This window comes from Streptomyces sp. AC558_RSS880 (genome assembly GCF_019049255.1).
In the GTDB taxonomy this organism is placed as follows: Bacteria; Actinomycetota; Actinomycetes; order Streptomycetales; family Streptomycetaceae; genus Streptomyces.
Map to the genome: position 1 here is coordinate 30,818 of NZ_JAGMUJ010000134.1, position 12,233 is coordinate 43,050.

Genomic DNA, 12,233 nt, shown 5'->3' on the forward strand with positions numbered 1-12,233 from the left:
GTCTTGAGTATGGTGCCGGCTGCGATGCCGGACTCGACCTGGTGAGGACGAGGAACGGGTCGGAGCCGCCGAGTTCGCGGACTTGCTTCTTCAGTTCCGGGGAGGACGTTGTGATGCGGACGCGGCCGGCGTTATGTCCGGTAAGGAGTGACGAGCGAAGAGGGTGGCGACCAGATCCCGCCGACTGCGGACGCCCGTCTTGTCGAACACCGCCTTCAGGTGGTCCTGAACCGTGTGCGGTGACAAGCCGGCACGGTGGCTGATGTCGGCTGTGGACAGCCCCCGCAGCACCAGGGCCGTGATGTCCCTCTCACGAGGGGTCAGCCCGTACGCTGCGACGATCAGCGCGATGTGCTCGGCGGGACCGGCCAGTTCGACAACGACAGCGGTACGGGCCGAGGTCGCCGTGGGTTCCTCCAGACGCCAGGCGTGCAACCGTACCCGGCCGTGTCTGCGGCTGTGCATCCACGAGGTGTGGGAGGCCGCGGCCCCCGCAGCCTGCACTGCCGCTGCCACCGCGTACACGGCGGGAGGCAGTCCGCGGTCACCGGGTGGCACGCCGTCGGTGTGAGCCAGGTCGTCACACCACATGGCCACGGTGGGCGTCACGTGAACCACTTGGTGGTCGCCGTCCAGTAGCACCAGTCCCGGCGCCACCCCCGAGGTGTTCTCCTCGGCGAGCCGCGTCAGGTGCAGCCGGCGCAGTGCGTCCCCCAACGGCTGGACCAGCGACGCCGCCACAGCCAGCTCCGGGGAGCCGAACGGGGGCGCGTCGTCTGCGCGGCCCATGATCAGGGCGCCCCACGCCCCGTGGCGGTCCCGCAGCAACACACGTAACTCGTCGCGGAAACCCAGGGGCCGCATGATGTCGCGGTACCGGGGACTGAGGTCGAGGTTCCCGTTCGTCTCTCGGCTGAGCAGGCCCACCGGCGTCGGTCTGGCCGCCAGCTCCGACAGGTCGTTGGCGTCCCCCTCGCGGTACTCGATGTCGAGCATGCGCGGCATCATGGCGGGCGGCAGGCCGTCTCGGTAGTCACCGCCGGTGTTCATCAACGTCTGTGGATCCACGGTCACACAGGCACATATGTCGAACCGCAGCACAGGCCGTACGACTCGTTTCACCGCCTCGAAGAACTCCTCGACACTCCGCGCGGACTGCGCCGCCCGCGCTGCCGCGTCCCCGATCCTGCCGACCTGCGTTGCTCCCCCGTAGCGCCTCATGATCCGAGGCTAAGCGTGTACGACGGTTCCCGGGCCCGGTTTGCGCAGGCATCTGTGCCTCCGCTTACCGTGCCCGGGAACCATTGGTGTCCGAGGCGCGCGATCGACGCCTCGATACGGGTCAGCGGTTGTTGTGCAGGACGAGGTTGAGCTTCGCCCAGTCCTTGCCGCCGTTCTCCCCGTTACGGAGCGTGATCTCGCTGACCGTCGAGGTCTGTCCCGCGGGGACGTAACGGTTGAAGTTGTACTCGGCGTCGAGGTCGGTGTTGGTGTCGTTCGTGCCCTCGTAGAACCGCAGGGTCACATGGATCATGACTCCGCCGGTGGCGTCCGTCTCCGCGGACACGTGCTTCTCCACACGGATCTCGCCCCCGCACGTGGCCTCCCACCACACCGACGGCGTGCGGACCTCGTTCACCCATCCTTCGGAGGCGACGTCGCCGTTGCAGTACGTACCGGCGGCGAAAATGCCCTCGTCGTCGCGGATCGTGTAGGTGCCGGTCAGAGCGATGTTCCGCCACACAGAGGCGGTGGCCGCGTTACCCGCCGCGGACGGGGCCGCAACAGCAGCCGGAGCTCCCGCCACCGTCAGGCCGGCGGCGACCGCAGCTGCGGCCAGCATCCCGATGGTCTTTCTTCGTATGGACATCTCTTCCCCTCGTTGTCGTCACCGAAAGCGCCGAAGGCGGCTCACCGCCATCGGCCGGGTAAAGAGTGCCGCAGCCGGCCGGCGTATCCCATCCCAGACAGTTGGGGGTCTCACTGCCGGCGCCCCGATCGCCCAGCAGCAGTCCGAGCGGCCCGGTCCATGCCGGGCGAAGGGCATCGTGTTGCCCCATGGTCGGCGGCCCGTCAGCTCTGCACCCACCGTCAGCGCCCCGCCGGCAGGCCGGGACGATGGCGAACTTCCGCTCGTCCGGGTGCCGGCTCCGGTCAGGGAGTCAAAGGCAGCGTTCGGCTCGCCCGCTCACGCTCGGATCGTTCCCGCCGTTCCGGACTCGTCGTGTGCTCCTCCCGGGGAACACGCGGGCTGCGGCCACCCCGCTCCGCGACTGGTGTCCGCTGCCGGTCCGCGGTTCCAGACCACGGGAATCTTGTCCAGGCTCGCCTCGACGAGCCTGCGCGATTCCTCTCTCGCTCGTGGGAGCCGGGAACGTACGGGTGCCTGCGGAAATCCTCGACGCCTCAGCGGCCGCCGCACACCCCGGACGCGATGTCCAAAAGCCACGCCCGGACGCTTCCGGCTTCCTCGCGCAGCTTGTCGCGTGGACGCCGGGCGGGACTGCCGCATGGTTCGGTTCCTCCTGTTCAGCGCAGTTGCTCGGCCAGTCCGATGATGATGCCCTCCGGGCCCCGGATGTAGCAGAGCAGATAGCTGTCCTCGAACCGGGCGATCTCACCGACGAGTTCGGCACCGTGGGGGCGCAGGCGGGCAACGGTGTCCTCGATGTCGTCGACGGTGAACATGACGCGGTGCGTGCCCAGGATGTTGTGCGGCCGGTTGCGCGGCCCGGCACTGATCACCGCCGGGCTGCGGTACTTCGCCAGCTCGAGCCGGCTGTGACCGTCCGGGGTCCGGACCATCGCGATGTCACACCGGACACCGTCGAGTCCGGTGCACTGGTCGGCGAAGAGGCCCTCGACCTGCGCCCTGCCCTCCAGCTCCATACCGAGTTCCACGAAGAACGCGACGGCGGCATCCATGTCCTCGACGACGATGCCGACGTTGTCCATCCGCTGGATCGCCATGCTGCTTCCTCCTTCTTCCTCGTGCGACCGGCGGCGGCCGCACGATGTCCCGGGGACGCAGCCGGTGGCACGTTCTCAACATTCGCAGACCGCCGGACTCCGAAGAATCCGGATCGCGCCCCAGCACCGCTGCAGCAGACCCGCGAGCCAGACCCCACCCACCGAGGGTGAGTGCGGCACAGGTGGCCACTCCCATGGAGACGACGGGATCGCCCCGGGCGGGCCGCCCATGAGTGGGGCGGACTGGGTCAAGCTGCTCAAGAGCCGGTTCCCGGAGCCGGCCGGAAGCGGAGGCGGGCCCGGTGGTTCCGGTCCTGGAGCATCTCGCGTTCGAACGTCACGTTGCAGGACTCGGCGGGCGCATCGTCCGCGCTGAGGTCGACGGCGCCCGTGGACTGTCCCTGGGAGAGATCCCTCATCGTGCGTCGCGCAGCCGAAGAAGGTACGCCGCGGTCAGCGCAACGGCACGGTCCTCGTCGTGCGACAACTGTACGAGGGCCTGTGACGCTGTGGCTCCCGGGATGTCCGCCAGCGCCTGCGTCAGCCACAGGCGTGCAGGCGCTTCGGTGTCGTCGTGGGTGAGGCGGTCGACGAGCCCGGTGGCGATCCGATCCGCCGCCGCGGGGTCGCTCGCCAGCGTGCTCAGCGCATCGGCCGCATCGGTGTCGTTCCTTCCCTCCACGATCATGTCGATGAGCGTCGGAACCGCATCGGCCGCTCCACGTGCCCCGAGCGCCAGAGCCGCATACCTGCGGACCGCGACATCAGGGTTCGTGAGGGCGTCCCGCAACCGGGCGCCGGCCTCATCACCGGGCATCTCGGCGAGGGACCGGACGGCACGTTCGCGCACCGCGGCCACCGGTGAGTCCAGGCCTTCCGCCAGCAGTGCCGTACCGTCGTCGCCGGAGCGCGCCAGCGCCCAGCGAAGGGCTCCGGCGACGTTCGGCTCCGTCTCGCAGAGGACCGCTTCGACCAGTGCTTCCACCGGCACCGGGACTTCGCCGGCCGAGGAAAGGGCCGCGCGCTGGCGAGTGTCGGAGCTCTTCGACCCGAGTGCCTGGAGGAGTGCGACGCTCCGGAGGACGTCCTCCCAGCCGGCGGGTTCCGCGGCATCGATCCGGCGGAGCCGTGTGAGCAGCTCGGTCTCGGCCGCGATGCGTTCGCGCGTCCGGCGGACGAGGTCATCGACGAGCGCCGAGGGCGTGAAGCCGGGATCGTCGAGCGCGCGCCCGATCTCACGCAGTGACAGTCCCAGCGATCGCAGACTCTCCACATGGAAGATCCGCCGGATGTCCTCGCCGGAGTACTCCCGGTAGCCGGAGCCCGTACGGCCCGAAGGACGCACCAGGCCGAGCGACTCGTAATGCCTGAGCATGCGGGCACTGACGCCGGACCGCCGCGCCACCTCACCGATCAACACGTCCTATCGTCCCTCCTGGCCGGCCCCGCCGAGGGCCACGACGCGCTTCGCCTCCTCGATCGCGAACTCGAATCCGGCGTCCGGGTCGCGCAGCAGCCGTTCCGTGGCGAGCGCGTGCGCGCGCACGTGCTCGCCAGGGGCCGTCGTCGCAGCGCGCAGAGCGGGCAGAACGACGTCGCCCAGCGCGACCAGCGCCCGGCTGAGGCTCAGCTGCGTCTCCCGTCCACCGCGCCCGAGTTGCGTCGCCAGCATCGCGGCCAGCCCGGACTCCTCGCCTTCCGGCACCAGCACGGCCGCGGCCCGCCAGGCGCTCCGCGCCACCTCGTCGTCGGCGTCGGACAGGAGTTCCCGTGTGATCGCCGGCCACGCCCGCCGGTCCCCGATCTTGGACAGCGTGTGCAGCGCCTGGCTCCGTGCCTGCGCACGTTCCGAGCGGATCTCGCGGAGCAGCCCGGGCAGCGTCATGGACACCGGATGGCGGGTGAGCGCCCAGGTCAGCATGTCGCGGACGAAGAACTCGGGCTCAAGCGCACATCGCTCGATGAGCTTGTCGACGAAGCACGGGTCCGGCGTCGTGCCGACCGCCAGAGCAGCCCGCAGTCGCACGGACGAACGGCCGTCCTCCAGCCCTCGGAGCGCTCGTGCCGCGTCCGTGTCCTGTCTCGTCGTGGTCATCGGGACCACCTCCTCGGCAAGCAGTGAACGCCTTGTCACCGTGTCAAGGTCAAACGGGTCCCTGCGCGATCACCGGTCATCTGCCGTGTGCCGACAGAACACCATCGCGCCATGCCCCGACAAGCCCAGGGCATGGCGCGACCCGGGCACCGGCTACGACAGGACCGCCATCGTCCGCCTCGCCACCCTGGGTGCCCCGAACGCAGTCCGGGGAGGACGCACGCCCGCTTCTGCGGTTCGGCACCGAGGCCCTCCTGGGCGCGGCCGCACCGTCAACGCGATCGGTTCGGCGGGCGCCCTCATCCGGCGAGCGGTCAAGACCCGCGGGCACTCCCCCGATGAGCGAGCCGCACCGGAGTGCGTCCGTGCGGCGATCACACGGACCGCAGACCGACCACCGGAAGCACGAATCGGCTCCTCGGCTCCTTGTTGCGTCCCGACCGCGATCGGGTGACCACTCCCCCTGGAACAGGCGTTCACCGCCCTCGCTCACGGGGCGGTGAGGTGCGGACCAACCCCGTGACCCCCGTCGAGCGGCTGTACGGGACCGAGCGATGACGGTGGTGGTGGGGGCGCGTCGGAGAGCGGTACAGCGGTGGGCCCTCGTGGAGGCCGGTGCCGTCCGGCTCCCGGACGTGCCGGACGACCACTGCGCGGAGCCTGGAGAGGTCCCCGTACACGCGGCGGGGACACGGGGACCGCAGGGCTCCGGGACGTGCTCAGCGCGCGCAATACCAGTCGGAGGCCGACGGCATGTGCGAGGACATCGAGCGGACCCGCTGCCACATGCCCGGCGTGTGCCCGGCGTAACGCTGCTGTTCGCCGTGCAGGGCGCTGAGTACCACGAGGCAGCCGGTCAGCGCCGGTACCGCCCACTGCGCGTAGACGAGGCGGCGCTGGGCCTTGTCGGTGTCGATGGGGTGCTTGGCCGCCTTCTCGGCGTCCTCAGGGTCGTCCGAGGAGGCCAGCTCCACCTGCTTGCCGAGGACACGGGAGTAGGCGGTGACGGCCAGAGCCGCACCGGTGACAACGGTCTTGGCGAGCGTGGCGGCGGCCGCGCCCTGCTGGGTGGCGACACGGGGAGCGTCCGCGGCCAGCATGCCACCGCTGCCGAACAGATGGATGCCGATGGCCGCGGCGTTGACCGGCGTCCACTTCGCCCAGCCGGACGAGGAGATCCGGGCGGTGGCCGTCCGTGTTCCGCCCTGGGACTCGGCCGCACCGTTGAGGCCGACGGCGCCCATCAGCGAACCGCCGAACCACGCTGCCAGCCCCAGGTCGTGCAGACTGCGCATGAGGGTGTTGCGCTCGGACATCGGGGACTCCTTCACAGGGATGGACTGGTGGAACGACCGAACAGCGGCCGTGTCCACTCTCACCCGCGGAGGGGCCGGGTGCCATCACGCTTGGTACGAACGGGCGCCCCCGGCAGAGCCGCGGACGGAGAGCGGCACCGCCGACGGCACGGTCGAAGCAGACCTCAGGGTCCTTGTCATCGTCGCCGAACACCTTGCTCGACGCCGGGACCCGGTTCCACACCGGGCGGGCGCCCACCGCATCAGCCGCTGCGCTGTCGAGGCCGGTCCCGGACGCCACGCTGTCCGGGCCGGCCCCGGCAGCCGTGGCCGCCGAACTCGACAGCCGCACGCCCGAAACGCTCGGCCGGGAAACCCCAGCCGAGCGCCTCCACCACTTGTTCGTGACCTGATCGACCGACCACGTGGTGCACCGGCCCCCGGAATCCGCCCGAGGCGCCGGGGACCGAGCCCACGTCGTGGTTCAGCGGGCCGCTCGGCTCATGCCGTGTGGATCTCCAAGGCGGCACGCACGGCGGACTCCACGGCTCCCTCGATCCACGCCGGCTTGACGGACGTGTGGTCCCCGGCGAAGTGCAACGGCCCCTCGCGGGCGGGGATGGCGGGCAGCAGCTCCGTGTGCTGCCCGGGCAGGAGCACGGACGCCTCCCCGTAGGCGTAGGGGTCGCGCAGCCAGCTCTGCGTGCGGCCCGCACCGGTGTAGAAGACCTCGATGCGCCGGCCGTAGACCTGCTGGAGGCCGCACAAGGCGTGCGGGTACCGTGCCTCGTCGTCCAGGGAGTCCCAGCGCAGCGCGTCGTCCGCCCAGCTGTAGGACGCCAGGACCACGCCCCCCGCGCTGCCGGGAACCGGATGGGAGGGGTGGAACATGAACCGGTTGGCGTTGTCCGACACCGATCCGCCCCCCACGACGTCGACCGCCTCCGGCTGGTCGCGCTCCAGCGCGCGGTTGGCGGCGTAGTGGACGCGCTGGCCCGCTGAGATGTGCCCGTCGGGCACGGAGGGATGGGCGCCGAGCAGGCTGCCGTCCGCGGCGGTGCGGCCGGTGCGGTAGGCGTCGTACAGGCCCGGCTCGACGGCGTTCAGCTCGCGCTTCCAGTCGGCCTCGTCGAACTCCCACCAGCGGCGGCTGAACTCCAGCAGCACCTTGGTCGCGCTGTCGTAGTGCAGCTCGCAGACGGCACGGCGCTTGCCGTACGACATGGGCGGCTCGATCTGCACGTGGCGCAGTCCGGAGAACGGCACCGTCACCACGGCGACGTCCGCGGTGAACTGCTCGCGCACGACGGGTCCGTCACGGCCCTCGGACACGGTGTCCACCCACACGTGCGGTCCCTTGCTCCGGACGTGCTCGGTGTCCGACGAAGGGCGGTCGGGGTGGTGGTACTCGATGCGCGTGACACGACGGTCGAACCGCACCTCCTTGCGCACCCGTTCCAGCAGGGCGTCCGGCAGTACGGCCGTGCCGCCCTCCAACTCGTAGAAGGGCGTGTCGGGGCTGATGAGGGAGGAGCCGATGAAGCTGTGGATGAAGGACAGGGGAAGGCGGGAGGTGAGGTTCTCCAAGGTGCCGATCAGGTCGATGGTCCGCTCGTCGAGGCCGGCGTGCTCGGTCAGGAAGCGGAACATCGACCAGTCACCGAACCGCTGCACCACGCGGGCCCAGCCCCGCAACTGCTCGGGGAGCGGCTTGCCGACCCGCTTGCCGTCGCGGTCGACACGACTGAACTCGTCGCGCACCGGGTCCAGCGCGGAGCGCAGGATGGCGGCGGCGGGGGTGTCCCAATGGGCCCGGGGGACGCCGAAGGACCGGTTCACGCGCCGGGGCGCGCGGGCGTAGTCGGCGCGCCGCACGCGGATGCCGTTGACGTGGATCCAGGTGCGGTGGGCGGGGCGTCCCTCGGTGTCGACGTCGACGTAGTGGAAACGCCGCTTCTTCAGGTCGAACCGGTCGATCAGCTCCATCACCAGGGGATGGCTGCCGGGGATGCGCATCGCGCCCGCTTCGGCGTACTGACGGGGATCGGCGAAGGGCTGTCCGGCGTGCTCGTGGCCGCCGTTGCGGAAGGTCTTGATGCGTCCGCCCGCGCGGTTGCCGTTGGCCTCCAGCACCGTCACCCGGTGACCGGCCTCCTTCAGCAGCCAGGCGGCCACCAGCCCGGCCGGACCGGCGCCGATGACCAGGACGTCCACGGGACGTGTCCGCCGGTGAGCCGGCAGTCCCTTCTGGAGGACGCGCTGGTAACGCGGGACGAGGGGACGGTCGTCGGAGTCCAGGACGAGCAGTGCGCGAGCGACGGCGAGGCACCGGTCGAAGTCGGGGCCGCGGTTCCCGCCCGGGGCGGCCGGCGCGGGCAGGGCCGCGGCGACACCGCCGGTCAGGGCCGTGGCCACCGTGGCCGTCCCGGCCGCCGCCGCGAAGGTCCTCCGGGAGAAGCCGCCGTCCGAGCGCACCACTGCGTGATCTTCAGTCATGGCGGCCTTTGTACTGGCGGCTGTGACCGGGCGTCCGCCTTTCGCCGCGCAGTTGACTCGAAGGAGCGAAGACGGCGACGAGCCCTGACGTCACAGCGGGTCCGCCGGTGCGGACGGCTCGGGGAACCCGAAGGAATGAATGCCGGGCAACCCCCCGGTGCCGACGCGATCGATTCCGCACACTGCCAGATGCGTATCCACATCCGTGCTCTCCGGCGGGCTCACGCGGCGCATCGCGTACACGGCGTCGCCCGGACTCACAAGGAGTGCGGTGCGACCAAGGGGGGAAGGGTGGCACAGCCGCGCGCTCGGTTCGGTGAGAGGGCCCGTTATTGGTTCGACAGCACGCTGACCCGCGGTGCCTCCGCCCTCGTCGGCTGGATGGCGCTGTTGTGTCTGGCCGTCGTCGTCCCGGCCAGTGCGGTGCTCGTGTGGACCGACCCCGACGCGCCGGCGTCCCTGACGGACAGGTTCGCGCAGGTGTGGCGCCTGACCGGGGAGACACTGCGGCTGGGCGGTTCGACGGGCACGCCGCTGCGGGTGACGATGTCGCTGCTGCTCGCCCTGGTCGCCCTGCTGTACGTCTCGACCCTCGTCGGTCTGATCACGACGGCGCTGACGGAGCGGCTCACCGCGTTGCGCCGGGGCCGTTCCACGGTGCTCGAACAAGGACACGCCGTGGTCCTGGGATGGTCGGAGCAGGTCTTCACGGTGGTGAGCGAGCTGGTGGCCGCTAATGCCAACCAGCGGCGGGCGGCGGTGGCCGTGCTGGCCGACCGGGACAAGACCGCCATGGAGGAGGCCCTGAGCACGAAGGTGGGTCCCGTCGGCCGTACGCGGCTGATCTGCCGCAGCGGCCCCACCACCGACCCGGCGGTGCTCGGCCTGACCAGCCCGGAGACGGCCGGTGTCGTGCTGGTGATGCCCCACGACGAGCCCGACGCCGACGCCGAGGTGGTCAAGACGCTGCTGGCGCTCAGGGCGGCCCTGACCGGAAAGGCCGTCCTTCCGCCCGTCGTCGCCGCCGTCCGGGACGACCGCTACCTCCTGGCCGCCCGTCTCGCCGCCGGGCCGGGCGGCGTCATTCTGGAGAGTGACACCGTCACCGCCCGGCTGATCGTCCAGGCCGCGCGCCGCCCCGGGCTCTCCCTCGTCCACCAGGAACTCCTCGACTTCGCCGGTGACGAGTTCTATCTGATCACCGAACCGGCCCTGGCCGGGCGTCCGTTCGGCGACGCGCTGCTGTCCTATCCGACGTCGAGCGTCGTCGGGATGGTGCGCTCGGGCACTCCCCTGCTCAGCCCGCCGGAGCGGACGCCCCTGGCCCCGGACGACCTGCTCGTCGTCATCTCCCGCGACGACGACACGGTCCGGCCCGGTGACTGCGCGGAGCTGGTCGAGAAGGAGGCGATGGTGTCCGGGCCGCCGGCACCCGTGCGGGCGGAGCGGGTTCTCCTGCTGGGCTGGAACCGCCGGGCGCCGCTCATGGTCGAGCAGTTGCGCCGCCGCGCCCGGCCCGGATCCGCCGTCGACGTGGTGGCGGACGGTGACGAGGCGACGGTCCGGCAGGTGGACGAGGCCGACGCGAACGGCGGCACCGACCTGGTCCTGACCCTGCACCACGGGGACGTCACCCGCCCCGAGACCCTGCGGCGTCTGGACGTTCACTCCTACGACAGCGTGATCGTGCTCGGCCGGGACCCCGCTCCCGGGCAGCCGCCGGACGACCCGGACGACCGCACACTCGTCACCCTCCTGCTGCTGCGCCAGCTGGAGGAGGCCACCGGACGCGAACTGCCGGTCGTCACCGAACTGATCGACGACCGCAACCGGGCGCTGGCCCCCGTCAGCCCCGGAGCCGACGTGATCATCAGTGGCAAGCTCATCGGCCTGCTCATGGCGCAGATCTCCCAGAACCGTCACCTGGCGGCGGTGTTCGAGGAACTGTTCTCCGCCGACGGCACCGGGGTCCGTCTGCGGCCGGCCACCGACTACGTACTGCCCGGGTGCGAGACGTCCTTCGCCACGGTCGTGGCCTCGGCACGTCATCGCGGCGAATGCGCCATCGGCTACCGAAGTCACGACGGCGCGTCGGCGAGTCCCGGTCACGGCGTGCGGATCAACCCGCCCAAGGCCGAGCGGCGCCGGTGGGCGACCACGGACGAGGTGATCGTCATCGGCAAGGACTGAGGGGTGGTACGTCCACACGGACAGATGTGCCTCGTCCGCGTCACGTCCGGGGTGACAGACCTGCCGGGGGAAGGCACCCGGCAGGCACGGCACCCCGACGGTCACGCAGGCGTCCACGGCCGCCGCACCGTGGTCTCCGGGCCCCGGACGGGTCGGTCCAGCCTCTCCTCCCCGCTCCGGGAAATGCACCCCAACGGCCCCATTTTCACCCTCCTGCTGAGCACGTCGCCACGGCTGTCATTAGCGTTGCCGTCAGACGGATGGCCCGTCATGAATGAATACGGACGAGATGCGTCACCACCAGAGCGAGCATGACGAACTTTCCCAGTGATTCCGCGGGCCTTCTCGTACGTTCTCGCCCGCGATCCCCGGAAATGCTCTGGCTCCTTTCCTCCTGTCGACCGGCCCCGCACGGCACCGTCCGGCCGCGTCGACTTCGGACAGAGCCCGGGCGGAACTGAACCTGTTCATTCCCAGAAACACGGAGGCGACCATGGGCTTCGCCGGCCGGCCCTTCATATTCTTCGCCGTCGCGGTTCTCGGCTGCTCTGCCGGGCTCACCCTCATCAGGTCCGCATCGGCCGACGTGACCCCCCGGAAGACAACCTCGACTGCGGCAGCCCACCCTGACCACGACTCCTCGGCGAAAAGCCGCGCCATCCGCGTAGAGGCCCGACTGCAGGTCGGTGAAGAGCTCGATCTGGGCGCAACGGGCCGCAGTGTCGGCGACCAGTTCGTCTTCAGCGGGAACCTGGTGTCGGCCGAGGGACCCGAAGAACACCTCGTCGGACGCATCGGCGGGTTCTGCGTCATCACCGACCTTGAACGCAACGCGGGACCATGCGCGTCAACCGCGGTACTACCGGAAGGTCAGATCACCCTCCAGGGCGAGCAAGCCGGTATTCCGGTACCGGTTCCGGTCGTCAACGCGATCACCGGAGGCACCGGGGAGTTCCGTAAGGCTCATGGCCAGGTGACACAGCGGGTGTTGACGCCGGCTACCTGGCAACTCACGTTCGACGTCTCCGACGTGCAGCCTCCTCGGACCGAGGACGGTCGCACTCCGTCCGAGGTGCCGACGCCCATGTCGCCTTCCCTCCCCGGCAAGTAGCCGCGTCGAGTGGTATCGACACCGCCCGGAACGCAATGACGAGAGCACCGGTCCCAGCCCGTGCCGGGTACCGAAC

Annotated in this window: 9 protein-coding genes; 2 read left to right on the plus strand and 7 right to left on the minus strand. The window is 70.6% G+C overall.

Translation table 11 applies throughout. The annotated features are described in order from the left end of the window. Positions 1-90 precede the first annotated feature (90 nt). The 7 genes from KUM38_RS32405 to KUM38_RS32435 all read right to left on the minus strand — a co-directional run bounded on the left by KUM38_RS32405 (position 91) and on the right by KUM38_RS32435 (position 8,856). Positions 91-1,221, minus strand: a complete 1,131-nt coding sequence (locus KUM38_RS32405) for a helix-turn-helix transcriptional regulator (RefSeq protein ID WP_217134760.1) — start codon at positions 1,219-1,221, stop codon at positions 91-93. Between the two features lie 121 nt (positions 1,222-1,342). Continuing rightward, a complete protein-coding gene (locus KUM38_RS32410) occupies positions 1,343-1,870 on the minus strand; it encodes a hypothetical protein (protein ID WP_217134763.1) in 528 nt (175 codons plus the stop codon). Between the two features lie 659 nt (positions 1,871-2,529). Further along, positions 2,530-2,970 (minus strand): VOC family protein, encoded by a 441-nt coding sequence (locus KUM38_RS32415; RefSeq protein ID WP_217134765.1) that lies wholly within the window; start codon positions 2,968-2,970, stop codon positions 2,530-2,532. 415 nt (positions 2,971-3,385) lie between these two features. Next, the gene (locus tag KUM38_RS32420) at positions 3,386-4,390 is read right to left on the minus strand and encodes a HEAT repeat domain-containing protein (protein WP_217134767.1); all 1,005 of its coding nucleotides are present in this window, start codon (positions 4,388-4,390) and stop codon (positions 3,386-3,388) included. A gap of 3 nt (positions 4,391-4,393) precedes the next feature. Further along, positions 4,394-5,065 (minus strand): HEAT repeat domain-containing protein, encoded by a 672-nt coding sequence (locus KUM38_RS32425; protein ID WP_217134769.1) that lies wholly within the window; start codon positions 5,063-5,065, stop codon positions 4,394-4,396. 719 nt (positions 5,066-5,784) lie between these two features. Next, positions 5,785-6,381, minus strand: a complete 597-nt coding sequence (locus KUM38_RS32430; protein ID WP_217134771.1) for a hypothetical protein — start codon at positions 6,379-6,381, stop codon at positions 5,785-5,787. A gap of 480 nt (positions 6,382-6,861) precedes the next feature. Beyond that, complete coding sequence (locus KUM38_RS32435) at positions 6,862-8,856, minus strand: FAD-dependent oxidoreductase (protein ID WP_217134773.1); 1,995 nt, start codon at positions 8,854-8,856, stop codon at positions 6,862-6,864. Between the two features lie 291 nt (positions 8,857-9,147). Here KUM38_RS32435 and KUM38_RS32440 point away from each other — a divergent pair, with 291 nt between their 5' ends. Together KUM38_RS32440 and KUM38_RS32445 are read left to right on the plus strand one after the other, a co-directional pair. Further along, positions 9,148-11,046, plus strand: a complete 1,899-nt coding sequence (locus KUM38_RS32440) for an NAD-binding protein (protein WP_217134775.1) — start codon at positions 9,148-9,150, stop codon at positions 11,044-11,046. 493 nt (positions 11,047-11,539) lie between these two features. Next, positions 11,540-12,157 carry a hypothetical protein gene (locus KUM38_RS32445; protein ID WP_217134777.1) on the plus strand — a complete coding sequence of 206 codons (618 nt, stop codon included), beginning with the start codon at positions 11,540-11,542 and terminating at the stop codon, positions 12,155-12,157. Positions 12,158-12,233 lie beyond the last annotated feature (76 nt).